Annotated in this window: 26 protein-coding genes; 21 read left to right on the top strand and 5 right to left on the bottom strand. The window is 47.8% G+C overall.

Annotation, left to right across the window (positions count from 1 at the left end; translation table 11 throughout):
- Window positions 1–50 precede the first annotated feature (50 nt).
- Entirely contained in the window at window positions 51–1,391 is a 1,341-nt protein-coding gene (astB, locus tag ACXAGX_RS14940; RefSeq protein ID WP_474839268.1) for an N-succinylarginine dihydrolase, read from the bottom strand.
- A 354-nt stretch (window positions 1,392–1,745) separates the two neighbouring features.
- Here astB and topA point away from each other — a divergent pair, with 354 nt between their 5' ends.
- Entirely contained in the window at window positions 1,746–4,379 is a 2,634-nt protein-coding gene (gene topA, locus ACXAGX_RS14935) for a type I DNA topoisomerase (protein ID WP_474824785.1), read from the top strand.
- A 7-nt stretch (window positions 4,380–4,386) separates the two neighbouring features.
- On the top strand, window positions 4,387–4,938 hold the full coding sequence (locus ACXAGX_RS14930; RefSeq protein ID WP_474839266.1) for a DUF2058 domain-containing protein: 552 nt from the start codon (window positions 4,387–4,389) through the stop codon (window positions 4,936–4,938).
- A 70-nt stretch (window positions 4,939–5,008) separates the two neighbouring features.
- Here the strand turns inward: ACXAGX_RS14930 and ACXAGX_RS14925 are convergent, their stop codons facing one another.
- From ACXAGX_RS14925 to ACXAGX_RS14915, 3 genes are all read right to left on the bottom strand, one after another.
- Complete coding sequence (locus ACXAGX_RS14925; protein ID WP_474839264.1) at window positions 5,009–5,986, bottom strand: phosphotransferase; 978 nt, start codon at window positions 5,984–5,986, stop codon at window positions 5,009–5,011.
- A gap of 82 nt (window positions 5,987–6,068) precedes the next feature.
- Complete coding sequence (gene rne, locus ACXAGX_RS14920; protein WP_474839262.1) at window positions 6,069–9,293, bottom strand: ribonuclease E; 3,225 nt, start codon at window positions 9,291–9,293, stop codon at window positions 6,069–6,071.
- Between the two features lie 135 nt (window positions 9,294–9,428).
- Window positions 9,429–9,623, bottom strand: coding sequence for a hypothetical protein (locus ACXAGX_RS14915; RefSeq protein WP_474824781.1), 195 nt, complete (start codon window positions 9,621–9,623; stop codon window positions 9,429–9,431).
- A 378-nt stretch (window positions 9,624–10,001) separates the two neighbouring features.
- Here ACXAGX_RS14915 and rluC point away from each other — a divergent pair, with 378 nt between their 5' ends.
- Window positions 10,002–10,952 (top strand): 23S rRNA pseudouridine(955/2504/2580) synthase RluC, encoded by a 951-nt coding sequence (gene rluC / locus ACXAGX_RS14910; RefSeq protein ID WP_474824780.1) that lies wholly within the window; start codon window positions 10,002–10,004, stop codon window positions 10,950–10,952.
- Window positions 10,942–11,592: an HAD-IA family hydrolase gene (locus ACXAGX_RS14905; RefSeq protein WP_474839260.1), complete on the top strand. Its 651-nt coding sequence runs from the start codon at window positions 10,942–10,944 to the stop codon at window positions 11,590–11,592. The genes rluC and ACXAGX_RS14905 overlap by 11 nt, the downstream gene beginning before the upstream one ends.
- Here ACXAGX_RS14905 and ACXAGX_RS14900 read toward each other — a convergent pair.
- Window positions 11,578–12,216, bottom strand: coding sequence for a Maf family protein (locus tag ACXAGX_RS14900; protein ID WP_474839258.1), 639 nt, complete (start codon window positions 12,214–12,216; stop codon window positions 11,578–11,580). The genes ACXAGX_RS14905 and ACXAGX_RS14900 overlap by 15 nt on opposite strands.
- Window positions 12,217–12,388: 172 nt before the next feature.
- Between ACXAGX_RS14900 and yceD the strand changes: the two genes are divergently transcribed.
- From yceD to ACXAGX_RS14815, 17 genes are all read left to right on the top strand, one after another.
- The gene (yceD, locus tag ACXAGX_RS14895; RefSeq protein WP_474839256.1) at window positions 12,389–12,922 is read left to right on the top strand and encodes a 23S rRNA accumulation protein YceD; all 534 of its coding nucleotides are present in this window, start codon (window positions 12,389–12,391) and stop codon (window positions 12,920–12,922) included.
- Window positions 12,923–12,925: 3 nt separating this feature from the next.
- Window positions 12,926–13,096 carry a 50S ribosomal protein L32 gene (gene rpmF / locus ACXAGX_RS14890; RefSeq protein WP_070123237.1) on the top strand — a complete coding sequence of 57 codons (171 nt, stop codon included), beginning with the start codon at window positions 12,926–12,928 and terminating at the stop codon, window positions 13,094–13,096.
- A 17-nt stretch (window positions 13,097–13,113) separates the two neighbouring features.
- Entirely contained in the window at window positions 13,114–14,139 is a 1,026-nt protein-coding gene (plsX, locus tag ACXAGX_RS14885; RefSeq protein WP_070123236.1) for a phosphate acyltransferase PlsX, read from the top strand.
- Window positions 14,136–15,101: a beta-ketoacyl-ACP synthase III gene (locus tag ACXAGX_RS14880; protein ID WP_070123235.1), complete on the top strand. Its 966-nt coding sequence runs from the start codon at window positions 14,136–14,138 to the stop codon at window positions 15,099–15,101. The genes plsX and ACXAGX_RS14880 overlap by 4 nt, the downstream gene beginning before the upstream one ends.
- A gap of 49 nt (window positions 15,102–15,150) precedes the next feature.
- Window positions 15,151–16,074, top strand: coding sequence for an ACP S-malonyltransferase (gene fabD, locus ACXAGX_RS14875; RefSeq protein WP_474839253.1), 924 nt, complete (start codon window positions 15,151–15,153; stop codon window positions 16,072–16,074).
- A 19-nt stretch (window positions 16,075–16,093) separates the two neighbouring features.
- Window positions 16,094–16,834 carry a 3-oxoacyl-ACP reductase FabG gene (gene fabG, locus ACXAGX_RS14870; protein ID WP_070123233.1) on the top strand — a complete coding sequence of 247 codons (741 nt, stop codon included), beginning with the start codon at window positions 16,094–16,096 and terminating at the stop codon, window positions 16,832–16,834.
- Window positions 16,835–17,024: 190 nt separating this feature from the next.
- Window positions 17,025–17,264 carry an acyl carrier protein gene (gene acpP / locus ACXAGX_RS14865; protein WP_070123232.1) on the top strand — a complete coding sequence of 80 codons (240 nt, stop codon included), beginning with the start codon at window positions 17,025–17,027 and terminating at the stop codon, window positions 17,262–17,264.
- 82 nt (window positions 17,265–17,346) lie between these two features.
- On the top strand, window positions 17,347–18,591 hold the full coding sequence (gene fabF / locus ACXAGX_RS14860; protein ID WP_474824774.1) for a beta-ketoacyl-ACP synthase II: 1,245 nt from the start codon (window positions 17,347–17,349) through the stop codon (window positions 18,589–18,591).
- Between the two features lie 209 nt (window positions 18,592–18,800).
- The gene (pabC, locus tag ACXAGX_RS14855; protein ID WP_474839251.1) at window positions 18,801–19,607 is read left to right on the top strand and encodes an aminodeoxychorismate lyase; all 807 of its coding nucleotides are present in this window, start codon (window positions 18,801–18,803) and stop codon (window positions 19,605–19,607) included.
- Window positions 19,591–20,625 carry an endolytic transglycosylase MltG gene (gene mltG, locus ACXAGX_RS14850; RefSeq protein ID WP_474839249.1) on the top strand — a complete coding sequence of 345 codons (1,035 nt, stop codon included), beginning with the start codon at window positions 19,591–19,593 and terminating at the stop codon, window positions 20,623–20,625. The genes pabC and mltG overlap by 17 nt, the downstream gene beginning before the upstream one ends.
- Before the next feature lie 3 nt (window positions 20,626–20,628).
- The gene (gene tmk / locus ACXAGX_RS14845; RefSeq protein WP_474839247.1) at window positions 20,629–21,246 is read left to right on the top strand and encodes a dTMP kinase; all 618 of its coding nucleotides are present in this window, start codon (window positions 20,629–20,631) and stop codon (window positions 21,244–21,246) included.
- The gene (gene holB / locus ACXAGX_RS14840) at window positions 21,243–22,133 is read left to right on the top strand and encodes a DNA polymerase III subunit delta' (protein WP_474839246.1); all 891 of its coding nucleotides are present in this window, start codon (window positions 21,243–21,245) and stop codon (window positions 22,131–22,133) included. The genes tmk and holB overlap by 4 nt, the downstream gene beginning before the upstream one ends.
- A gap of 24 nt (window positions 22,134–22,157) precedes the next feature.
- Entirely contained in the window at window positions 22,158–22,934 is a 777-nt protein-coding gene (locus ACXAGX_RS14835; RefSeq protein ID WP_474824769.1) for a TatD family hydrolase, read from the top strand.
- Entirely contained in the window at window positions 22,924–23,499 is a 576-nt protein-coding gene (locus ACXAGX_RS14830) for a pyridoxamine 5'-phosphate oxidase family protein (RefSeq protein WP_474839244.1), read from the top strand. Before ACXAGX_RS14835 ends, ACXAGX_RS14830 begins: the two co-directional genes overlap by 11 nt.
- A 126-nt stretch (window positions 23,500–23,625) precedes the next feature.
- Window positions 23,626–24,420: a DODA-type extradiol aromatic ring-opening family dioxygenase gene (locus tag ACXAGX_RS14825; RefSeq protein ID WP_474839243.1), complete on the top strand. Its 795-nt coding sequence runs from the start codon at window positions 23,626–23,628 to the stop codon at window positions 24,418–24,420.
- 189 nt (window positions 24,421–24,609) lie between these two features.
- Window positions 24,610–25,761, top strand: a complete 1,152-nt coding sequence (locus ACXAGX_RS14820) for a methyl-accepting chemotaxis protein (RefSeq protein WP_474839241.1) — start codon at window positions 24,610–24,612, stop codon at window positions 25,759–25,761.
- A gap of 6 nt (window positions 25,762–25,767) precedes the next feature.
- Entirely contained in the window at window positions 25,768–26,604 is an 837-nt protein-coding gene (locus ACXAGX_RS14815; RefSeq protein WP_474839239.1) for a nitrate- and nitrite sensing domain-containing protein, read from the top strand.
- Window positions 26,605–26,649: the final 45 nt, after the last annotated feature.

Raw genomic sequence — 26,649 nt, 5'->3', positions numbered from 1 at the left:
ACCTCACAGTGACCCGGCTTTTTCTTTATTTAAGAACTAATCTATGCGCATTAGCCCTGCTGGAACGGATAAACCGAACCAAGGTGCATTATTTGGGTGAGTTCATCTAATGCTGTGCGGCTTTCAATAAGCAGCTGCGGGTCGCGGAGATCCCGTTCGGATAAGCGATCGCGATAATGCTTGTCTATCCACTGGTTTAAACGGGCAAAAAGCGCCTCGTTCATCAACGTATTCGGGTTAGTTGCTGCAAGCTGTTGGTCATTCATCGCCACACGCAAGCGCAGACACGCAGGACCACCGCCATTACGCATGCTCTGTTTCACGTCAAAGAACTTCACTTCCTTAATGGGAGAGCCCAGTGTGGTAAGGGTTTTCAGGTAATCTGAAACCGCCGCATTTTCCTCGCATTCTGAAGGCGCGATAATGGCCATATGCCCTTCAGGAAGAGTAATGATCTGCGTGTTGAACAGGTAGGTGCTTACCGCATCCTGAACAGAAACCGCACTGGTGGGCACTTCGATAAAGTGCAACGGGTTGTCACCAAATTTAGCTTTTATTTCATCGAGTACCGCAGGCGTATTTAAGAACGCTTGCTGGTGATAAAACAGCACGTTTTGGTTACCCACAGAAATAACGTCGTTGTGGAATACGCCTTGGTCAATCACGTCGGGATTTTGCTGAATATAAACAACACGTTGCTCATCGAGACCATGCAAACGCGCTACGGCTTGACAGGCTTCCATTGTTTGGCGAGCAGGGTAGCGTGTCGGGGCAGGTTTACTGCTGTCGAAGGCATAGCGTCCGTATACAAAAAGTTCTACTCCCGCTTCGCCATACTGCGAGCACAAACGCGTGTGATTCGCAGCACCTTCATCACCAAAATGTTCGTTATCTGGCAGATGTACATGATGAGCAAAATGGGCCGTATCGGCAAAGGTGGCCTTTAAAATATTGCCAGTGACTTCAGGTTCTAACGAACGGTGAAATTTGTTGGTCAGGTTCGCTGGCGTGAAGTGAATTTTACCATCGGCTGTATCTGCGCCAGGTGATACTGTGGCCGCATTTGCGGTCCACATGCTTGAAGCCGAACAACACGCAAGAAAGACCTGTGGCGCTTGCTTGGCGGCTTTCTCTAACACCTCTGCATCGCTGCCAGAAAAGCCAAGACGACGGAGCATGACCATGTCCGGGCGTTCCTGCGGCGCGAGTACACCTTGTTGCATACCGATATCAGCCAGCGCTTTCATTTTTGCCAGACCTTGCTTGGCCGCTTCCTTTGGATTGCTTACAGCATTGGCATTGCTTTGTGATGCCACGTTGCCGACAGATAGTCCCGCATAATTGTGGGTGGGGCCTACCAGGCCGTCAAAGTTTACTTCGAATTGCTGCATATTTACGCCTCTTAACTCATAGATTTCCGTTTCTTACCGATGCTTGCTTGAATTTGAGCGATTCACCCTGATAATGCAGGCAGAGCAACGAATAAAGCGGGTTTTCTGGCTATTGGATTGGCGGCATTATACGGTTTTTACTAGGCTTGCCAACGTCGCAGGCTAAATAATGAACAGTTTGTGGCGGTATTTGAAGCAAGCGACAGAATAACTATTAAGAAGATCTTGTTTTCCATTCACTTTGTAGATATATGTTAAAAAAAGAAAGGGTAGTGCACCATCGCCACTCACTACACCTAAATATTCATTGAGACGATTTAAGTCTCTGATTACGAACAGGTTTAATCAATTTTTATGGCAAAATCACTGGTTATTGTCGAGTCACCAGCAAAAGCTAAAACGATAAATAAATATCTCGGTAAAAATTTTATCGTAAAATCTTCTGTTGGCCACGTTCGCGACCTGCCTACCAAGGCCGTGGGTAACGTCGAACCGAAAAAACCGGCAAAAGAACTAAAAACGATGAGCGACAAAGCGCGGGAAGAATACCTGCGCAAACACGAGTACCGCAAACTGGTCGATCGCATGGGCGTCGATCCAGAAGCAGACTGGCATGCCCACTACCAGGTATTGCAGGGAAAAGAGAAAGTCGTTAACGAACTTAAAAAGCTGGCGAAAGATGCTGACACTGTCTATCTCGCAACGGATTTGGACCGCGAAGGGGAGGCTATCGCCTGGCACCTGCGGGAACTTCTGGGTGAGAAAAACAAAACGTATCAGCGTGTAGTCTTCAACGAAATCACCAAAAACGCCATTCAGGAAGCCTTCTCTCATCCTGGTGAATTGAATCTTGACCGCGTGAATGCGCAGCAAGCCCGCCGTTTTCTTGATCGGGTTGTAGGGTTCATGGTGTCGCCACTGTTGTGGAAAAAGATTGCCCGTGGCTTGTCAGCTGGTCGTGTACAGTCGGTCGCCGTGCGGTTGGTGGTTGAGCGTGAGCGTGAAATTAAGGCTTTTGTACCGGAAGAGTTCTGGGATATTCATGCCGATGTTGCAGCAAGCAAGGCACAGCAACTGCGTATGCTGGTGGCCCGCTACCAGGACCAGCCTTTCAAGCCGAAGAACAAACAAGAAGCGGATACTGCGGTTGGCCATTTAGAAAATGCCGCGTACGTGGTGGAAAGCCGCGAATCCAAACCAACGCAGAGCAAGCCTTCCGCGCCATTTATTACATCGACGTTGCAACAGGCGGCGAGTACCCGTCTGGGTTTCGGTGTTAAGAAAACCATGATGCTGGCCCAGCGTTTGTATGAAGCCGGTCACATTACCTATATGCGTACCGACTCCACGAACCTGAGTCAGGAAGCACTGGATAATTGCCGCGCTTACATCGACGAGAATTTCGGTGCTAAGTATTTGCCAGCCTCGCCAATTCGCTACGGCAGCAAAGAAGGCGCTCAGGAAGCTCACGAAGCGATTCGTCCTTCAAGCGTAAAAGTACAGGCAGCATCTCTGAAAGACATGGAGAGAGACGCTCAGCGCTTGTATGAGCTTATTTGGCGTCAGTTTGTTGCATGCCAAATGACAAACGCAAAATACGATGCCACGACTATTCGTGTTGCCGCTGGCGATTATGAATTAACGGCAAAAGGTCGCGTACTTAAATTCGACGGTTGGACTAAGGTACAGCCGCAAATCCGCAAGAAAGGCGAAGAAGAATTACTGCTACCCGATGTGAAGCAGGGCGATACCCTGGATCTTAAAGCACTGGATCCAAAACAGCATTTCACTAAGCCTATTGCCCGCTTTAACGAAGCCTCGCTGGTTAAAGAGTTGGAAAAGCGTGGAATTGGCCGCCCGTCTACTTACGCGAGTATCATTTCTACTATTCAGGATCGCGGTTATGTGCGTCTTGAAAATAAACGTTTCTATGCTGAGAAAATGGGTGAAATCGTTAACGATCGTCTGATGGAAAACTTCGACGATTTGATGAGTTACGACTTTACCGCGAACATGGAACAGCACCTCGACGATATCGCCGAAGGAAAAGAAAACTGGAAGCAAGTGCTGAATAGCTTCTACACCGATTTCTACGGCAAACTGCTGAAAGCAGAGAAAGATGCTGATGAGGGCGGTATGCGTCCGAATCAGGCAGTGCCTGCCGGTATTACCTGTGACAAGTGCGGCCGCGAGATGAATGTGCGCACGGCTTCTACCGGTGTATTCCTTGGCTGTTCAGGTTACAACCTGCCGCCGAAAGAGCGTTGTACTAACACCATGAACCTGACTCCGGGTGAAGAAGTGGTGAAAGTAGACAACGAAGAGGAAATGGAAACTGAAGCGCTGCGTGCTAAACGTCGCTGTGACATTTGTGGTACGGCGATGGACAGTTATCTGGTTGATGAAAAACGTAAGCTGCATGTGTGTGGTAACACGCCAACCTGTCCGGGTACGTACGTCGAGGAAGGCACGTTCAAAATTAAAGGCTATGACGGTCCGGTTATCGAATGCGATAAATGCGGTAGCGACATGGAACTCAAAAACGGTCGTTTCGGCAAGTATTTTGGTTGTACCAACGAAGAATGTAAGAATACCCGTAAGTTGCTGCGTAACGGTGAAGCCGCGCCACCGAAGGAAGATCCGGTAGATTTACCCGAGCTGCCCTGCGAAAAATCTGACGCGCATTTTGTGCTGCGAGATGGTGCATCAGGTATTTTCTTAGCGGCCCATAATTTCCCTAAATCTAGGGAGACTCGTGCGCCGAAAGTGGAGGAACTTGCTCGCTTCCGTGACAGAATTTCGCCGAAATTCCAATATCTGGCCGATGCGCCCAAAGCTGACCCAGACGGTAATTTAGCCATTGTTCGCTTTAGCAGAAAGACAAAACAGCAGTATGTCATGTCTGAAAACAGCGAGGGCAAATCTACGGGCTGGTCTTCATGGTATGAAGGTGGCAAGTGGGTCGATCAGGACAAGAAAAAGAAGTAGGTGATTAGTGGCTTCATTACAAGATCAACTATTGAAAGCGGGTTTGGCGAACAAAAGTTCAGCCAAACAAGCCCGGGCGGATAAGCGCAAGAAACAAAAACTGAAAAATAAAAATCAGCAAGTTGAAGCGGATGCCGCCAAAATTGCTGCCGAACAAGCAGCAGAAGAGAAAAAAGCGAAAGACCGCGCCCTGAATGCTGAACAGCAACAAGAGCGCGAAAAGCGTTCGGTGATTGCGCAAATTAAACAGCTTATTAATGTGAATAAGCAAGAGCGTAAAGGCGACGTGGTATTAAACTTCACTCACGACAATGTGGTAAAACGCATGTACGTGAGTGAAGAAATGCATCGTCAGGTCACAAAAGGCCGCTTGGTTGTGGTGTTACTCGATGAAGCATATGAGCTGGTACCAACACCCGTTGCAGATAAAATTGCGCAACGTGACGAGAGTTTTGTGATTTATCGCGCCGTTCTGGATACCAAAGACGTCGACGGTAAACAGGAAGACGAAGAAGACTGGTATGCAGATTATGAAATTCCAGACGATTTAACCTGGTAGAGGTTCAATCGACGGGCATTCATAGACTCATCTTTGTTGTACTTGCTTCGTTACTAGCCCCCTCAATTTACTACAGGCCATTCAGTGCGCTTTTACACGCATCGCTGAGTGGCCTGTTTAGTTTCCAGTGGTCCGGACTCCAACCGGCCAGAAAACGGTAGAAATCTGCGCATGCAAGGTTGTATAAACCTCGCCATTCAGTGATTAATTTCGAAGCGTCCACCGAGGGGTGTTTTCTGTTTAATGCCTGCTGCAATGCGTTAAAATAAACGTTGAGGCAGTGTGCTGTTGTATCGCGCTGTTCCTGTTCAGACAACGCACTACCAATAAAATAGGCCACATCTTTCACGCCCACACCGTAACCTGTGTATTGAAAATCTACTGCTGCACAGTGTGATAAATCTTCGGTGAAACAAAAATTCGCGACTTTGGCATCGCCATGCAGTAGCGTCTGATATTTTGCATTTTTCAATGCGCTGGCAATGGTAGCTGCCTTGTCTTTTAACTCGCCAGCTTCCATCGCATGCCATTCATCCTGCCGGGTATTCAAGTGCCAATATGTCCCTTCTTCCCATACGTGTTCGTCTTCCAGGCCCAGGAAGCTGGCATGAAATTCAGCCAACCAGATAAGTACCACTTCACATTGCGTTGTTGATAAAACGCTTTCGCGGCGGCTGAACCCGGCTGCATCTAAATCTTCGAGGATTATTAAATGGGAATCCTGTTCCTGACATCCGCCTGCATAATCAGGAACCCGACACTGGTTATTTGTGTGCTTTTGCAAATGTTTATAAAAATAGTGTTCAACTTCAAACGATCGCAACTTTCGTTCATGAGACGCAGATGTTTTCCACCCCTTCGGATGAGAGGATGCCTGCTCTGGCTTTACACATTTAATGACAACCGGTTCATGGTTTTGTACTGAAAATGCGCGGAAACATGCGCCGTAGCCGCTCCAAAGTGTTTGAATATGTTGTGGGTTTTCGAACTCTAGATCAGAAACTTGATTTAGCCAGTTCAGGAAGGGCAAAAGAGGGCTATCAGACATACTGCTCACTTTGACAAACAAATAAAAAAAGCCGTACTACTAAGAGTACGGCCCTATCGCGTTTATTCAACTGTTAAGGTAATTATACCTCAGCTGTTTCTTCCGCTGTTTCTGCTTTGCTCTGACCTGGCAATGTCATGCCCGCAGAGGCAGAAGATGTTGCCTGGCTCATTGATGCGGCTTTGCCCGAAACAATCAGGGCAGGGCGAGCATCATCTGCTTTTGCCGTCAATGCAACATCATTGAATACGGCATCAACAGACGCAGGTAACGTCATCGGATGAGAAACGTGCCTACGACCACGGCTGGAAGTGGCAACGAAAGCAGGTTGGGCTTTTTCTGCCACCACTGGTTTCTCAGCTTCTGCTTTTACTTCTGCTTCAGCAACTTCTGGCGCTGATGTCGCTTCTTCTGCAGGGGCTTCAACTTCGTTAACTTCAGTTGTGGCTTCAGGTTCTGCTTCAACGACTGCAGACGGCGCAGCTTGTTCCGCTTTATCAGCGACACGCGCTTCTTCAACTGCTTCGGTTTTAGATTTCGCTTCAGCATTGTCGTTCAGGTTAATTTCTACCTGTTCTGGCGACACATCCGCAGAAACAACTTTGTCACCTTCAACCCGCACGCGTGGTTTAGCTGATTTAGGCTTCTCTTCAGTTTCAGGATGAGCAAGTTCAAAGTTAAGCTGGTCCTGTGCAGGCGCATCAGCTACCGCTTCTTTAACGTTGTCTTGTTTTTCCTGAACTTCAGTGTTCGCAGGCTTGGTGTCGTCAGAAACATGGCTAGTCGATTCAGCGTTGACTGTTTCTTCAGCTTGCGCAGTAACAACTGGAGCCACAGAGACATCATTTTGCTCGTTGTTTTCAGCAGCGCTCGATTGCTCTGCATCATCAACAGGCGTTTGCTCTTTCTTACGGCGTTGACCGGCAGCACGAACATGACGTGGAGAACGGCGTGAACGTCCACGGCTTTCGCGCTTCTGACCTGCTTCTTCACCATTTGTCGTGTCTGTTGTCGTTTCACCTTCCACTGTTACAGCAGATTTTTCCTGAGTTTTAGTCACTTCAGGTGCTTTATGCTCTTCAACGTTTGGCGCGTCAGTGGTTTTTACTTCTGAAACTGCGTCAACCGGTGCAGATTTAGCTTCTGCTGCAATAGCTGGCGTCTCTTCTGTATTCTGAGCGTTTTGCGCACCATCTTTATTTACGCGAACACTACGGCGCTTGTCACGACGCTTACGACGCTCTGCAACCTGCTTCTTACGTTCTGGCTGCTCCTGATTGTTGTCAGCATTTTCCACAGCGGCATTCTGCTGCTCTGGTTTACTCTGCTTGTCTTCCTGAGGCTTACGACGGCTCTTAGGACGATTACGCTTATCATCCTGACGCTTCTGTTGCGACTTGTTTTCATCGTTTACATTGCGATCATTGCGGTCGTTACGCTCACCACGCTCGTTGTTATCAGACTGCTGCTTTCCACCACGGCGGTTACGGTTGTTGCGAGGCTTGCGGTTGCGGTTGTCTTTATTACGAGGCGGTCGTGAAGATGTCTTTTTCTCAGTCGACTCTTCTTTAACTTCTTCTTTCTCGTCGCTACCCAGAATGGAAGAAATCCACTTACCCAGTTTGGTAAACAGGTTGCCACCATTTGCAGTTGGCGGGGTTTGTGGCGCGGCTGGGGTAGGAGCGGCTGCAACAGGAGTAGGTGGTGCCTGAGTCGGCGCTACTAAGCCCTTAAGTGCCGGTTCTTCACGTTTTGCAGGCTGCGCTACTGGCTGATACTTTTCCGTTTCATCCGGCTCTTTTAGTTCAACATCGTAGCTGGCGTCGGTGATGATTTCATCAGGACGGTGGCGAATCACTTCATAATGCGGCGTTTCCAGATGCGGATTCGGGATCAGCAACAGTGAAACACCGTGACGTTTTTCAATCACATTAATGGACTTACGCTTTTCGTTCAGCAGGTAAGTCGCTACCGGTACGGGTAACTGAGCTTCAATCTGACCGGTGTTATCTTTGATGCTCTCTTCTTCGATAATACGCAGAATAGACAGTGCCAGAGACTCAGTACCACGAATCGTACCGTGACCAGAACAGCGAGGGCACACGTGGTGCGCAGATTCGCCCAGAGACGGACGAAGACGTTGACGTGACATTTCCAGCAGACCAAAACGCGAGATACGGCCTAACTGAACACGAGCACGGTCGGAACGCACTGCGTCTTGCATGCGTTTTTCAACTTCACGCTGATGGCGCACTGGGGTCATATCGATGAAGTCGATAACCACTAAGCCACCTAAATCCCGAAGACGTAACTGACGGGCAATTTCGTCGGCGGCTTCAAGGTTGGTGTTCAGTGCGGTTTCTTCAATATCGCCACCCTTGGTTGCGCGGGCAGAGTTGATATCGATAGAGGTAAGCGCTTCGGTTGGGTCGATAACAATTGAACCGCCGGAAGGCAAACGCACTTCACGCTGGAATGCGGATTCAATTTGGCTTTCGATTTGGTAATGGCTGAACAGCGGCACATCGCCTTTGTACAGTTTTACGCGGTTTGCGAAATCAGGGCGAACCAGCTCAATGTGCTGCAGTGCTTGCTCATAAATGCTGGTTTTATCAATCAGAATTTCGCCAATGTCACGGCGCAAGTAATCGCGAATAGCGCGAACAATGACATTACTTTCCTGATGAATAAGGAAAGGTGCTGCACGATTTTCAGCAACTTCAGAAATGGCGTCCCAATGCTTAAGCAGAACCCGTAAATCCCACTCAAGTTCTTCATAAGATTTGCCTACACCCGCTGTACGCACAATTAAGCCCATACCGTCTGGCAAGTCGAGGCGGCTTAGTGAATCTTTTAGATCGTTACGTTCGTCACCTTCTATACGACGTGAAATACCGCCGGCACGAGGGTTATTTGGCATCAGTACCAGGTAGCTACCTGCTAATGACAGGAAAGTCGTCAGGGCGGCGCCTTTCTGGCCACGTTCTTCTTTATCAATTTGAACGATAACTTCCTGACCTTCCTTGATCACTTCTTTGATGTTTGGACGGCCTTCGAATTTGTAACCTTTCGGGAAGTAAGTGCGGGCAATTTCTTTTAGAGGGAGGAAACCATGACGTTCTGCGCCGTAGTCTACAAAGGCAGCTTCGAGGCTTGGCTCAACACGGGTAATCTTACCCTTGTAAATGTTAGCTTTCTTTTGCTCATGCCCCGGGCTTTCTATATCAAGATCATATAACCGTTGCCCATCTACCAGGGCAACGCGCAACTCTTCTTGCTGAGTTGCGTTAATCAACATTCTTTTCATTGTATCTAACTCTGTTTTTTGAACAGCCGCTTAGACACAAAATCAAAATGACACGTGCAAATACGCGTCACCCAGCCTCACGGCTGTGTGCGGGATTTGTTGTTTTCGCCGTATTACTCATATTGTCGGCACAGGTTATTCAGGTGCCTGACGGATAATTGCGAGTGTCGGGAACGACAAGCCCTTACTGTCTTTTATATTCTCACCCCTTTTGTTGCCAGGGGCGAAGGTCAATTCAATTCTGTTTGCTAAACGGCGAACTTTATTTTCATCAGTTGTGCTGAGGTTCTGGAGGTTTTGTGCTGCCCCCATGGAACCGGACGAATGCATTTATTCAGTTGTCCGCACACTATTATGGTTCATTACTTAAGTTCGAACCGGATTTTGCTAAGCAAGTGTACTGCAAAATCCTCGTGATTATCTCACCATACTCACGATATTAGCAAGCACAGTTATGCTGCTTTTGTACTAAAAACCAGCATTTAAAGTGTGGTTTTTTATAAGGGGCGTGAATAAACCATGTTTTGAGCAGGTTTATGACATTTAATTCATGGGGTAAAGTGAATTTAAAGGGGGAACTAAATGAAAGAATAATGATTCTTGAGACAGTTGTGAAATATCTGGATTGCTCACTCGACGGGTAACATTTTAATACTGTTTGCTATTTAGCTTTAGCGTAAGTCGGGGGGCTCAGGTATACTGCCGCCCATGAAAGAAGAACTTCCTCAAAAAGTACGCTTTGTGACCATCGAGTCCGATCTCGCCGGTCAGCGTATCGATAATTTCCTACGCACTCAGTTAAAAGGTGTGCCCAAAAGTATGATTTACCGTATTTTGCGAAAAGGCGAAGTGCGGGTAAATAAAGGTCGTGTAAAACCTGAGTATAAACTGCAGGCAGACGATTTGGTTCGTATTCCACCTGTACGGGTAGCGGAAGAGAAAGACACGCCTAATCCAAAACTGGAAAAAGTGGCCGAGCTGGAAAACTGTATCCTGTTTGAAGACGATCGTATTTTAGTCATCAACAAGCCTTCCGGTACGGCGGTTCATGGTGGCAGCGGACTAAGTTTTGGGCTTATTGAAGGGCTGCGTGCATTGCGCCCCGATGCCAAATTCATGGAATTGGTTCATCGGCTCGACCGCGATACCTCCGGCTGTATTCTCATCGCCAAGAAACGGTCGGCATTGCGCCACCTTCACGCTCAACTGCGAGAAGGCCAAATGGATAAGCGTTATCAGGCGCTGGTTGCCGGGCAATGGCCTGAAAACCGTTTTAAGGTTAAAGCACCACTATTGAAAAACGTGCTGCAATCGGGTGAACGTCTGGTAAGTGTAAACGAAAACGGCAAGCCATCGGAAACCCGCTATCGCATTCTAACCCGCTACGAAAATGCCACATTGGTAGAAGCATCGCCTATAACTGGCCGTACGCACCAAATTCGTGTGCACTGCTTGCACGCTGGTCATCCCATTGCTTGCGATCCAAAGTATGGTGATGCGGACTTTGACCAGCAAATGAACCGGGCTGGGCTAAAACGCCTTTTCCTGCATGCCGCAAGTATTCAGTTTCTGCATCCGGGCACCGAAGAACAAATTCGTTTTCAAGCCCCATTAGATGCTCAACTTAACAACGCACTAAAGCAGTTAAATGAAGTATAAATTTATTATTTTTGACTGGGATGGCACGCTGATGGACTCGGCGGCCAAGATTGTAAATTGTATGCAGCTGGCTGCAAAACAATGTGGTGTCGCTATTCCTTCTGCAGAAGAGGTGGGGGGCATTATTGGCATTAGCTTGCGCCCAGCCATTCAGAAACTGTTTAACACCACCGACGAGGTGCTAACCGATCAATTGTTTGAAGCGTATAAGAATACCTTTATCGAACAAGATCAAACGCCAAGCCCCATGTTTGATGGCGCAGATACGTTGCTCTCAGCATTGAAAGCAGACAATCGCACATTGGCTGTGGCTACCGGCAAAGCGAGAAGAGGGCTTGATCGTTGTTGGAATAATACCGGCACGGGCGTCTATTTCAGCTATTCGCGCACAGCCGATGACGCTGAATCTAAGCCGTCACCCGATATGATCCTCCAATTACTGGCGGAAGCGGGCGTAGCGCCGGAAGAGGCGGTAATGATTGGCGATACTACGTTTGATATGCAAATGGCCCGTGATGCTGGCGTTGATCGCATTGGTGTTTCTTTCGGCGTACATGCGCAGGTGCATTTAGAAAATTATGCCCCTCAAACCATTGTACACAGCTTAGGTGAACTGCAAGCGTATTTATTGGCCCATTGATGTGGCAAGCACCAGCAGGTCGATATTAAATTCGGCCAGCATGTCACGCAGTAGCATAACCGGAAGCCCAATAAGCGCATTGGGATCTCTTGAATCGATGCGTTCGAACAGCAGCACGCCTTTGCCCTCGGATTTAAAACTGCCAGCGCAATCGTAAGGCTGCTCATTGTGAAGATAAGCATCTATCTGTGCATCGCTCAGTTCCCTAAACCAAACCTGTGTCACATCGGTATCAGTTATAACCTTATTAGTTTGGGCATGATGTACGGTTAATGCTGAATAAAAGGTAACGCAACGTCCACTACACATTTGTAATTGTTCGCGGGCTTTTTCAAAGCTGCCTGGTTTACCTAATTGATGAAGCTTATCGTTTACACAAACCACAGCAACCTGGTCGCTGGCTATAATAATGCTATCGGCATGATGGCCTGCAATTTTTGCCGCTTTGGCGTTCGCGAGTCTTTCCGCTAATGCCTGTGGCAATTCGTGATCATGGGCAGATTCATCGATGTCTGGGGCAATGGCTTCAGCGGTAATACCTAGCGAGGCAAACTGTGCCTGACGATATTTCGATGAACTAGCAAGAATAAAATTCGGATATTGTTTTGTTGTTAGCGAGGGCATAGCAGACCGGGAAAGAAACTAGTTAACAGGCCGCTAGTAGGCCATATTTCATGGATTATTGCTAATATTGGGCTTTGTAAACATGCAAAACCCGTTGGAACCGTGGTTAATAGCGGTGATTGGCGATTAATCTTTTGACACAGACTAACCAAATCTATAATATGCGCGCCCTATGCAAAAAGTGAAATTACCTCATACCGTCGATCCGGTCAAAAGTGCCGTTAAACGCTCCGATTATCGAGGCGTTATCGCCACCAAAGAGTTGGAACGATTGAATGAAGCTGTTGTCAGCTGTGATGAATGGGTGAACGCCGAAGTTCAGTTCGAAAAAGACGCGCAGGGTCTTACTGTCTTTCACGGTCATCTGGAAACACAGGTAACACTTGTCTGCCAACGGTGTAATGGCGAGTTTAACCACTCCCTTTATACTGAATTCTGTTTTAGCCCGGTGCAGGGGAAAGATCAGGAACAGGCAGATGCATTACCCGAAGCTTATGAACCGGTAGAGGTCAACGACCACGGAGAAGTTGATTTATTTCAATTATTTGAAGATGAATTGATTATCTCATTACCTATCGTAGCCCTTCATGCAGAGGAGGATTGCGAAGTGGGTGAAGATGATATGACATTTGGTAAAATCGACTCGGCTAATGAGCGACCAAACCCTTTCGCGGTTTTGAAAGAACTTAAGCGAGACCAGGAGTAAGTTATGGCAGTACAACAAAATCGTAAAACACGCTCTAAGCGTGGCATGCGTCGTTCACACGATGCATTGACAGGCGCGACTTTGTCTGTCGATTCAACGTCGGGTGAAACACACCGTCGTCATCACGTGACCGAAGACGGTTACTATAAAGGCAAAAAAGTAATCGCCCGCTAATCAGTAGGTGACAACTTTTGTCTAAGCTAACCATCGCGTTAGATATCATGGGGGGCGATCATGGTCCCCCTGTTATCCTTTCCGCATCCCTCAAAGCCATCCGGCAACACCCAGATTTTAATTTCATTCTTTGCGGCAAGCAGGAAATTATTGAACCTGTTGTAGCCGATTTATTGCCTGAGCAACGTGCCAGAGTCACCATCGAGCATTGTGAAGATGTGGTCGAAATGGGTGATGCCCCCGCTTTTGCGTTACGTAATAAAAAACATTCTTCGATGCGACGCATTATCGAGCTGGTGGAATCTGGTGAAGCCGACGCGTGTGTGAGTGCGGGAAATACCGGTGCACTTTTAGCACTGGCTTATTACTTCCTTAAAACATTACCGGGCATCGACAGACCCGCGCTGGTATCGGCCATGCCCACAGCAAGCCAGCACAAGGTGTTTTTGCTCGACCTCGGCGCGAACGTAAACTGTACCTCAGAAACCTTGTTTCAATATGGGGTGATGGGCAGCGTACTGGCTCAGGAAGTGTCGGGCATTGAAAAGCCCAGAGTCGCGTTGCTGAATGTGGGTGAAGAAGACATTAAGGGCAATGCGCAGGTTAAAATTGCAGATCAGATGTTCCGCGATGCAGAAGCGCTGAATTACATTGGCTATGTAGAAGGCGATGATATTTTTACTGACCATGCTGATGTAGTGGTAACCGACGGTTTTACCGGCAATGTGGCGCTTAAATCTACCGAAGGTTTAGCAAAACTGGTTATAAATGAAGTAAAAAGGCAATCTCAAATGAACCTTTTGAGTCGTTTGATGGCCAGAATAGCGTTGCCGCTACTCAAAAGCATCTACAACAGGGTGAACCCCGACCAGTATAATGGGGCGAGTCTGTTAGGATTGCGCGGCATTGTAATCAAGAGTCACGGAAACGCTTCCGCTGACGCTTTTTACTACGCGATTCATCAGGGTATGCGAGAAGCCAAAATGGGCATCCCTGAGAAAATAAAAAGTAAAATAGAAACGGTATTGTTGGAGCAGCTTTGAGCAATTATTCACGAATTATCGGGACCGGCAGTTATTATCCAAGTGAAGTGCGAACCAACGCCGACCTGGAAAAAATGGTCGATACCAGTGACGAATGGATCACTGAACGCACGGGCATAAAAGAAAGACGTATTATTGGTGCAGACGAGACTGCAGCCACCATGGGATTCGAAGCCAGTAAGCACGCCATCGAAGCGGCGCAAATCGACCCCAAAACGATAGATATGATCGTGTGTGCCACGACCAGTGGTGCCCATGCCTTCCCAAGTACAGCCTGTGAAATTCAGGCTATGTTAGATATCAACGGTATTCCTGCTTTTGACGTAGCAGCGGCATGTGCAGGCTACTGCTATGCGTTAAGTGTTGCTGACCAGTACATCAAAACAGGCATGGCAAAGCGCATTCTGGTAATTGGTACTGACTGCCTTACTCGAATGATGGACCCCACCGATCGCGGTACTATTATCTTATTCGGTGACGGTGCGGGTGCAACAATCATTGAAGCCAGCGATGAGCCAGGCATTTTATCTACCCATATTCATGCTGCCGGGTCATACGGAGAGCTGCTGTATGCCGGTAATCCACAACGTGGTAATGCGGCGTCTGTAGAAGAAAATTGGTGTTCTATGAAAGGCAACGAGACTTTCAAAGTCGCCGTTACCAAGTTATCTGAAACCGTAGAACAGACACTGGCGGCCAATAACATGGCTAAATCTGATCTGGACTGGTTAGTACCACATCAGGCAAACTTCCGAATTATTAAAGCCACGGCAAGAAAACTGGACATGTCTCTTGACCAGGTCGTGCTTACTCTAGAAAAATATGGCAATACCTCAGCAGCGACGGTACCCACTGCATTAGATACCGCGATCAGAGATGGCCGCATTAAACGTGGTCAGCATTTACTGCTTGAGGCGTTTGGTGGCGGTTTTGCCTGGGCTTCTGCACTTGTCAGATATTAAGCCCACGCATTATATCCTGCTGATATAACGATAAGAATAAGGAAACTTTATGACTCGTACAGCCTGTGTATTTCCGGGACAAGGCTCCCAATCTGTAGGCATGTTAAAAGAACTGGCGGAAAATCACCCAGTTGTTATCGAGACTTTTGCTGAAGCTTCAGATGTGCTGGGTTATGATCTGTGGGATCTGGTTCAGAACGATGCCGATGGCAAATTGAACGAAACCCATATTACTCAACCCGCATTGCTGACAGCGAGTTTCGCAATTTGGCGTGTTCTTCAGGAGAAGGGTGTAGAGGTTGACTACCTGGCTGGTCACAGCTTGGGTGAATATTCAGCGCTAGTTTGTGCCGGTGCCATTGAATTCAAAGACGCCGTTAAACTGGTTGAAGCCCGTGGACAGTTCATGCAACAGGCAGTGCCTGCAGGTGCGGGTGCTATGTACGCCATCATCGGTCTTGACGACGAGACCATTGCGGATTGTTGTCAGCAAACGGCTATCGCTACGGGTGATGTAGTCGCTCCAGTTAACTATAACTCACCAGGTCAGGTGGTTATCGCCGGTGAGAAAGTAGCCGCAGAGCAAGCCGCCAATGCGTGTAAAGAAGCGGGGGCTAAACGCGCTTTACCACTCGCCGTGAGCGTGCCTTCACACTGTGAATTAATGCGTCCTGCTGCTGATCAGCTTGACGATGCACTGGCTGCCATTACCATTAGCGAGCCTGTTATTCAGGTGGTTAATAACGTTGATGTGAGCGTTGAATCTTCAGCAGCTGCTATTAAAGATGCATTGGTGCGTCAGCTTTATTGTCCGGTACAGTGGACCAGTACTGTAGAGTTTCTGGCGGCGCAAGGCGTTGAAAAAATCATTGAAGTCGGCCCGGGTAAAGTGCTTACCGGTCTGACCAAACGCATCGATAAAGCATTGACCAGTGTAGCGGTGAATACACGAGAAACACTGGCTGATCTATAATCTGACATGTAGGAAAAACATGACTCAATTATCTGGAAAAATTGCCCTGGTAACAGGTGCGAGCCGCGGCATTGGTAAAGCGATTGCCGAAGCACTTGCTGCACAGGGGGCGACCGTAATTGGTACCGCAACCAGTGAAAACGGTGCAGCGGCTATCAGTGAGTACCTGGCTGCCAGTGGCGGAAAAGGACTGGCGCTGAATGTGACTGACAAAGCGTCTGTAGAAGCGTCTCTGAAAGCGATTGCTGACGAGTTTGGTGGCATTGATATCTTGATCAACAATGCGGGCATTACCCGCGATAACCTGCTAATGCGGATGAAAGATGACGAGTGGCAGGATATCATTGATACTAACCTGAGCTCTATTTTCACACTGTCTAAAGCAGTGCTGCGCGGCATGATGAAAAAGCGTTATGGCCGCATTGTGAACGTAGGTTCTGTTGTAGGTAGTTCGGGTAACGCCGGACAGGCAAACTACGCGGCAGCGAAAGCCGGTGTGATTGGCTTCTCTAAGTCGATGGCCCGTGAAGTTGCTTCCCGTGGTATCACGATTAACGTGGTTGCCCCTGGTTTTATCGACACAGATATGACGAAAGCATTGACAGATGACCAGCGAGAAGCGATCTTTAAGGACATCCCGGCGAACCGTCTGGGCGCACCTGAAGAAATTGCATCAACGGTTGCTTTTTTAGTCAGTGATGGCGCTGCCTATATCACTGGCGAAACAATCCACGTTAACGGTGGAATGTATATGAACTAAGCTGCATTTGCAGCATTTTCGAGCCAAGGTCTTGTTTTAACAGGGTGTTGGTGTTAAAAATTTGTATAAATATTGGTTAGTTGCTGGTTTGACCACAGTTTTTACATGACTTGGTACTTGCAAGGAGAGACCTTGCAAAATAAACTAGCGGCACTTTTTTATCTAGTGACGTTAAGGGAAACCTAGAATTATGAGTAACATCGAAGAGCGCGTAAAAAAGATCATCGTAGAACAGCTGGGCGTTAAAGAAGAAGAAGTAAAAGCTGAAGCTTCCTTCGTTGATGATTTGGGCGCAGATTCACTCGACACTGTTGAGCTGGTAATGGCTTTAGAAGAAGAGTTCGATACTGAAATTCCTGATGAAGAAGCAGAGAAGATCACTACCGTTCAATCTGCTGTAGATTACATCAACGCAAACAAAGACGCTTAATTAGCTGTCTTGAGATTTGCGAAAACGGCTCTGTTAAGAGCCGTTTTCGTATCTAACGTTCAATCCAATACGAGGGCTTTTTGTGACAAAACGTCGCGTAGTGGTTACTGGCATGGGTATGCTGTCACCGTTGGATTCTTCTGTTGAAGGAACCTGGGCTCGTCTGTTAAAAGGCGAAAGCGGTATCGGTGATATCACCTTATTCGATTGCAGTAACTATTCCACTCGTTTTGCCGGTCAGGTCAACGATTTCGACCCGCAAGATTACATCGAAAAAAAAGAAGCAAAAAAGATGGATCGGTTTATTCAGCTGGGTATTGCAGCGGGTAAACAAGCTTTGGCCGATTCAGGCTTAGCAATCACTGACGACAATGCATACCGTGTAGGTGTAGCAATTGGTTCAGGTATTGGTGGTCTCGAACAAATCGAACAGAACCACACTAAGCTGACGAACAGCGGTCCAAAACGCGTTTCGCCATTCTTTGTGCCTTCTACGATTACGAATATGATTTCTGGCTTTCTGTCTATTATGGAAGGTCTGAAAGGTCCGAACCTGAATATCGTGACAGCGTGTACTACAGGCGTTCACAATATTGGTGTTGCGGCCCGTACCATCGCTTACGGTGATGCCGATGCCATGCTGGCCGGTGGTGCTGAAGCGTCTATCACACCGTTAGGTGTTGCCGGATTCGCTGCAGCCCGTGCATTGTCTTCAAACAATGACGCGCCACAGCAAGCGAGCCGTCCATGGGATAAAGACCGTGATGGTTTTGTCATGGGCGAGGGCGCTGGTGTGATGATGCTGGAATCTTATGATTCGGCAGTAGCCCGTGGTGCAAAAATCTACGCTGAGCTGGTTGGTTTTGGCATGAGCGGCGATGCCTATCACATGACGTCGCCACCGGAAGACGGTGATGGCGCGGCACGCTCTATGGAGAATGCACTGCGTGATGGCAACATCGATGCTGCAGACATTGGTTATATCAATGCCCACGGTACCTCTACGCCTGCGGGTGATATCGCAGAAGTTGCTGCGGTTAAGCGTGTATTCGGCGACCACGCCAAGAAGGTGCTGGTTAGCTCTACCAAGTCCATGACGGGTCACCTTCTGGGTGCGGCAGGTTCTGTTGAAGCTATCTTCACCGTACTGGCGCTGCGCGACAGAATGGCACCGCCTACCATTAACCTGGATAACCCGGGTGAAGGGTGCGATCTGGACTTTGTTCCGCATAAAGCGAAAGCGTTCAACGAATCGCTTGCACTGTGTAATTCGTTCGGCTTTGGCGGAACGAACGGCTCACTGGTCTTTAAACGTCTCGACGACTAATTTAAAGGCGAAAGCATTGAAAGGCAGCTTAACGCTGCCTTTTTTGTACCTTACCTGGTTACGCGTAACTAATTTCCGCCGCTCCCTGACGCATTTAATGGGAAGTAACATCGATCTCAGTGCCATCGGTTTGATTGCCTACTCCGCACACTGTAATTAACAGCTTGTACTGATATACTCCCTCCCATATTTATTTATCTCACATTCAAATGACGCAAAAGCTATATCAGGACAGGGCATTCCATTACGGCGACGGATTATTTACCACCATGCGAGTGGAAAACGGCAGGGTGAGCCTTTGGCGTTATCATTTGGCGCGTTTAGAGCACGACAGTTCTCGTCTTGGTTTAAAGCTCGATTTATCATATTTATCGCAACACGTTGCAGCAGCAGCTGACCAGCTTAGTAACAGTGTACTCAAGTTACATATTTCTTCTGGCGTGGGTGGCCGAGGTTACGCGCGACCTGAACATCCGGATATGCAATATCGTCTTTCAGAGCATGCTGTACCGGCCCATTACGCGAAATGGCGAACTGAGGGCATCACTACCGAAGTGAGCAAGGTTAAGCTCGGCTTACAACCATTGCTGGCGGGGATAAAACATTTGAACCGGCTCGAGCAAGTATTAATTAAGCAACAAATGCGGCGTGATGATGCCATTGTGTGCGATATCCATAATCACCTCATAGAAGGCAGTGCCAGCAATTTGTTCTGGATGATGGACGGTCAGTGGGTGACGCCCGCCCTTGACCAATGCGGTGTTGCTGGCGTGTACCGGGCATTTGTTCTTGATGTACTTAAAGCGCAGGGAACTGCAGTACAAACCGGTCATTTTGATGTTGCATCACTGGAGCACGCATCTGCGGTGTTTCTTTGTAATACCTTGATGGGGGTTGTGCCTGTCAATGCCGTCGAGCATCACTCTACATTAACCCGTTTCGACAAGTCGCCTGTATTAGATTTACAAGACAAGATTAAAGCCGCTTACGAGAGGGAAAATGAAGCGACTGATTAGTATTACAGCGATATTGTTTACGCTGCTGGCATTTGGTTCTGCGCTGGCATTCTGGGTGCTTAAATCTGTGAATGCGCCGCTCACCGTTAGCGAACCTGCATTATTTGCTGTGGAACCAGGCAGTTCTGCTATTTCGGTAGTGCGAAAGCTGGATAACGAAGGTTATGCTGATACCCCAGACGTGGTTGCTAAAATCTGGTTGAAGCTTGATGAGCAGGCCCGCGCCGTTAAAGCCGGTACCTACCAGCTCCAGCCTGATATGTCGCTACTCGATGCCCTGTATCTGATTGCGCGTAACGAGGAATTTCAGTTTTCCGTAGGACTTGTCGAAGGCTTTACACTCAAGCAATGGTTAGCCGTACTAGAGAATGCGCCATCGCTTAAGCAAGACATTGACTCGGTTGACGAGGTGAGCGGATTAGTCGCAGCCGCAGACGCTGCTGCTTTAGAAGGCACGCCGGTTGATAGTTATCCGGAAGGACTGTTTCTTGCAGATACCTATCATTACACAGCCGGTGCTTCGGTTTCCGGTATATTGAAACGTGCTAACAACGCCATGTCTGCATATCTGCAATCTGCATGGGAACAACGTCAGCCAGGATTGCCTTACGATACGCCGTATGAAGCGCTTATCATGGCGTCTATTATTGAAAAGGAAACCGCTGTTGCAGACGAGCGACCGCTTATTTCCGGGGTGTTTATCAACCGTTTGCAGAAAGATATGCGGCTGCAAACCGACCCCACGGTGATCTATGGATTAGGTGATAACTTCGATGGCAACATAACCCGTCGACACCTGCGCGAGAAAAACCCCTATAACACGTATACGGTAAGTGGTTTGCCACCAACGCCCATCGCGATGCCAGGTAAACCCGCGATTGATGCAGCCTTGCATCCTGCGGTGACCGATGCGCTTTATTTTGTATCCAGAGGCGATGGCACTCATGTTTTTTCTGCCACGTTAGAACAGCACAATCAGGCCGTGAACGAATATCAACGAAACATGAGTAGTAAGTAAACTATGTCAGGTAAATTTATTGTCATTGAAGGCCTAGAAGGCGCAGGTAAAAGCTCTGTTATTGAGGTTGTACGCAATTTTATTCAGGCACTGGGTCAAACGTGTGTTTGCACCCGTGAGCCCGGCGGCACGCCTATGGCTGAAGCCATTCGCGAGTGTGTGAAAGGTGATTGGCAGGAAACTGTTGCCGAAGAAACGGAATTGATGCTGATGTATGCCGCTCGTAGACAGTTACTCGTGAATGTGATTCATCCGGCAATGGCCAAAGGCGAATGGGTGCTCGGTGACCGCCATGATATGAGCTCATTGGCTTATCAGGGCGGTGGCAGACAAATACCTGAAGATAAATTGATGGCACTTCGTACATTGTGTTTGCAGGGCTTTGAACCAGACTTAACATTGTATCTTGATGTCGACCCTGAAGAAGGTTTGAAACGCGCTCGGGGTCGTGGTGAACTCGATCGTATTGAACGCTCGGGCATGGATTTCTTCCAGCGTACCCGTGACAAGTATTTGCAACTCGCGCAAGCGTCTTCCACTACTGTTACAATTAATGCCATGCAGCCTATGGCAAAGGTACACGAGGATGTGGTTGCCGCGTTGGAGGCTCGATTGGCATGATGCTGCCCTGGTTCCAATCGGTTTATTCGCAGTTTATACGTCGCCTTCAGTCGCAGACATTGCACCATGCGTTGCTACTTTCTGGTCCAGCTGGATTAGGTAAGGCTGCATTGGCCGATGAATTGGCCAAATCACTGCTGTGTAAACAATTAACTGCGGAGGGCAGTTGCGGCGCGTGTCAAAGCTGTCAGCTGTTTGCTGCCGGGAACCACCCAGACTTTCACCCTTTGGTTAGTGAAAAGCAAATTGGTGTAGATACCATTCGTGGCGGCATTGCAAAACTCTCAGGCACCGCGCAGCTTGGTCACAACAAGGTACTAGTCATACATCACGCCGATACCATGACAGAAGCCGCTTCAAATGCCTTGTTAAAAACCCTTGAAGAACCGACCACTAATACCTATCTCATACTCTTAGCCAGTAAATTAAATGCGTTGCTACCCACAATTCTTAGTCGTTCTGAGAAGCACATACTCAAGTTACCAGCAGAAGGTGAAACACTCAGCTGGCTAGCCGGGCAGGGGCACAACGATGTCACGCCTGCCACAATAAAAGCATATGGCAATGCGCCGTTTTTAGTGAAAGCCAGTTTGGAAGATGAGTCAAAAGGGCTCTCATTCAGTGAATTCCAGGAAGGCATTGGTAGGTTGATGTCGGGGACTGATTCGTCTGTGCAGCTCGCATCCAAATGGCAGGATAGTGGTAAGCAAGTGGTAAGTTGGCTGCAATCCGCTGCCCATGAAAAGTACGTACAAAATTATTTGCCAGCCGATTACGACGCGTATTCTTACTGTCAGCAGGCGCTGAAACATTTTGAGCACCCGGGTGTGAATAAAACCGTTATTCTTACCGGCGTGCTGGATGTATTCGCGGTAAATCCTCTTTAAATTTTTATAAAAAGGTAAGTCATTTTGTTTGTAGATTCTCATTGTCACTTAGACCGTTTAAAAATGGACGATGCTGAGCTTGGAGAAACCCTGAAATTCGCTCGCCAGCGTGGCGTCGAGCATTTTCTTTGTGTTTGCGTAGCGGTGAACGATTTCGACGACATGTATGACAAGGTAAAAGGGTATCCCGATGTATCGGTGTCCTGTGGTGTGCATCCGCTTCATCAGGAGGATGCCTGCGATTATCAGACGCTATTAGAAAAAGCTGATAAACCTGAGGTTGTCGCTATTGGCGAAACTGGGCTGGATTACTTTTACAGCGCCGATACCCGTGAAGTACAACTCAGTTCGTTTATCGACCACATCAAAGTGGCTAACGCGCTCAAAAAGCCTTTGATCATTCATACTCGTGACGCCAGGGAAGATACGCTGAATCTTCTAAAGGAATATAAAGATCCTGACACCATCGGCGTGTTGCATTGCTTCACCGAAAGCCTGGAAATGGCACAAGCAGCTATTGAAATGGGTTTCTATGTGTCGATTTCAGGCATCGTTACGTTTAATTCTGCCGATGAATTGCGTGAAGTGGTGAAAGCATTACCGCTAGACAGGTTATTAATTGAAACCGACTCACCCTGGCTGGCTCCGGTGCCGCATCGTGGTAAACAGAATCAGCCTGGCTATGTGGTAGAAGTGGCTGAGTTTATCGCCGAACTGAAAGGGGTAACGGCAGAAGAATTGGCCCGTCAGACCACTGAAAACTTTTACCGCTTGTTCAACCGGACTCAACGTGCTGATTAATACCCAACCGCTTTGGGCTACTCGATTGCAAAAAAGTTTGCAGATCAGTAAAGACATGCCGGAAAGTCGCTTTCTCCAGGTGGCGACAATTGATGAGTCTGGCGTGCCACAAAACCGCACATTGGTTTTTCGCTCTTTAGATGCCGACAGCGCTGTGCTGTCGGTGATTTCAGATCTCCGTACTCCAAAAATTGCAGAGTTGAAGGGTGATCCGCGTGCTTCCATTTGCTGGTATTTCACCCGCAGTAGAGAGCAATTCCGTTTCGCTTGTTCTACTACCATTCTGGTGCACGGTATTGATGGTGTGGATCTCACTTCCCAGTGGAAGGCACTATCAGCGCAGGGGAAAAAGCAATTTCTTTGGGGCGAGCCTAAAACGCTTCGTGTGGATGACGGCCCATTGCAGGCTACTGTGCCAGACAATTCGTCTCCACCGCCGCATTTTTGCCAGATTAACTTTCATGTTGCCGAAGTTGATTACCTTAATCTAAAAGCTAACCCGCAGTATCGAGAACTTCATCAATTACAAGACGGGCAGTGGTCTTCAGTTTCTGTTATTCCCTGACATCATTCCATTAAATAGACTTTTATGTCCGATTTTAGGACAAAGACAATTGTCATCAGAGGCGTATCATTTGTTGCATGAACAGGCTGATGTGGATCAGCTAAACCATGAGGTAACACCATGATAATGACGCCATCAAATATTCTTTATCTTTCCCACGGCGGCGGCCCATTTCCCTTGCTCGGTGAGCCATCGCACCAGCATATGGTAGAGCAGTTAAAAGCGGTAACCGCAACGATAGCGAAACCGAAGCGAATTTTGTTGATCAGTGCGCACTGGGAAGAATCCAGTTTTACCGTTACCGGTAATCCGCAGCCCGAGCTGATTTACGATTATTACGGTTTTCCTGAGGAAGCGTATCGCATCCAGTATCCCGCAAAAGGTAATCCTGACTTTGCCGCAGCATTAAGCGAGGCGGCCTGGAAAAGTGGTACGAAGATAGCCATCGATGCGAAGCGAGGTTACGATCACGGTATGTTTGTGCCGTTAAAACTTATGTATCCCGATGCAGATATTCCGATTGTGCAGCTTTCGCTGGCTGCCAGTCTGAATGCGTCGTTGCATGTGCGGCTGGGTGAAGCGCTGCAAGCTGCCGACCTGACTGATACCCTGGTGATTGGTTCTGGCTTCTCTTTTCACAACATGAAAGTGTTTTTTAGACACATACCCGGTGCCGATGAACAAAACGATGCGTTCCAACACTGGCTTAAAGAAACCGTTGAAAGCGAATCACTGACCGAAGGGCAGCGTGCTGAGCGATTAATCAATTGGGAGACCACAGCGCCCCATGCCCGATTCTGCCATCCCAGAGAAGAGCATTTATTGCCGCTGCATGTGTGTTATGGCCTGGCTAACCGAAAAGCGAGTAGGGTAGAACAAACAGATATTGCAGGCAAAACGGCCACTTTAGCTCTTTGGTAAACGAAAACGGTTAAACTTTCAGTATCATTTCAGTGCACTAGTATGTCTATGTTAGTGCATTGATATTAATAAAAGCATTCGCTGTATTTTTATTTTATGATTTTTAAGGTTTTTTTGTCACCCTGATCTGGAATGACAATTGCTGCATTGCAGTAGTGCTAAATTTCTCATTACAGGTTTCCTTTGCCTATGCCGACATTTTTACTGTGGCCGAGCAAATCCATCATTAATGGATTTGGTCTGAAACACGCCACAGCATTGGTTTCTTTTATCATCGCGGCGGGTTTTGTGTTTATTCTTATCGCCCCGCCTGACTTTCTTTTTGCCCCTATAATTTGTGCTGTATTGATGATTTGGCTCAGTGCTTCTCATTCATTTTTACTCGCTAATCAGCTTCATTCCCTGGACAACTTACTGACAAGCACACAGAGTGATCCTGAAAGTTATCGGAACTTACCCGCCAACGAATGGCTATTGCCGGCTCATGTGAAAGTAATATTTGACGTACTTAAAGAGATGAGTCGTAAGCGTGAGCATCTTGAAGAGTTCTTATCTGAAATGCGCTATTCCGCCGACCAGATGATCACGTCAGTGATGAAAGTGGCCGATAATGCCACTACACAGTCAGCCGCAACTACCTCTACCGCTGCAGCTGTGAATGAGTTAACCCAATCCCTCGCTGGTGTTGTTGATACCTTTGAGCAGGTCAATCAGGCTGCTATTAATGCCAGAACCCATTCCGAAGCCGGTAAAACGCGGGTGGCATCGTTAACCACTGAGTTTGCTCAGGTGGAATCTGACGTAATTAATACGCAAGGCGCACTCGAACGACTGAACAACAGTATGGAAAAAGTAATGGAGCTTACCGGCTCTATTCAAAAAATAGCCGAGCAAACCAATTTACTTGCCCTGAATGCCTCTATCGAAGCCGCCCGGGCCGGAGAAGCCGGAAGAGGTTTTGCCGTGGTGGCAGATGAAGTGAGAAACCTTGCCGAAGATTGCCGCCAATCGGCTGAAGTCATAAACAGCAGAGTTGGTGAGTTAGTTAACGAACGTGATTTGGTACTGGCAAGCATGGAATCAGTAACTGAACGGGCGAGGGCGTGTTTTGTTAAAGCCGAAGAGGCCAGCACACTTTTAGACAGTATTAGCCACGAATCAGAAATAGTGCAGCAGCAAGTTGCGGATATTGCAGATATTACCAGCCAACAAAGCTTGGCAACCGAAGAGATATCCAGGAATATTGAGAAGGTAGTGGAAAGCTCGAATGATAACGCGCAATTGGCAAAACAAACGTCAACCGTTGCTGAATACCTCCGTTCACTCGCTTTAAAGGACTGATGCACTATGTTAATTGCCATTATCGCGTTTATGGTTTTACTTCTGGTGGCCTTAATTGTGTTTCAGCGCCAGTATCGTAAAAGGGAAGATAAAAAGCGGGCTCAGCAAGTATTGATTTACGCAAGAGATGTGAAAAGCCTGATAGGGTTTTCGCAAAAGCACAGAGGGCACACCGCCACGTTTCTGCAAGGAAATGCCGAGTCGGAACAACATATCATCGCGCTGCAGGAAAGCATCCAACAAACCATTCAGCGATTGAGCACATCCACCGACCTTATTAAGCAATCCCGATGGCAAAGCTACATGGACCATTGGCAGCGCTTGAGCGGTACCTATATGACACTCACGGTACCAAACAGTTTTTTACAACATACAAACCTAATCGAAAACCTGCTGTACATTCTTGAAGATGTAGCCGAAGAATTTCAGTTCCTTTCAAACGATCAAGACCCGGAACTCAGCCAGTTTGTGTGGCATGATTTTCCCTTCGCCATTGAGTTCGTCGGGCAGGCCAGGGCAACAGGTTCGGCTGTCGCCACTAAAGGCGGCAGCACGCAGATTGATAAAGTGAAACTTGGCTACCTGCTAGAAAAAATAGCCAACCTTACCGATCGGGTTTTCCGGCAAATCGAAACACGATCTCTGTCAGAAAACCTAAGCCAAGTACGTCACGCAAGAGAAAACTGCAACGATTTCCTCGCCCTCATTAAGCGCGAATTTATCGACAGTGATAAAACGACAGTACCTGCCAAAACTTATTTTGAAACCGCCACCTTGGTGATGGACGAGCTGAATATTCTTTTGGATGAACAGATAACCTCGTTGATTAACGAGAGGCATTAGTGGGTAAGGTGTCTGGTTTGAGCGAATAGCGGAAATCGCTATTCG

It is taken from the genome of Alteromonas sp. ABV4_515 (assembly GCF_056160345.1).
The sequence above is the reverse complement of the archived record's forward strand: the minus strand, read 5'-3'. Positions and strand labels throughout refer to the sequence as shown.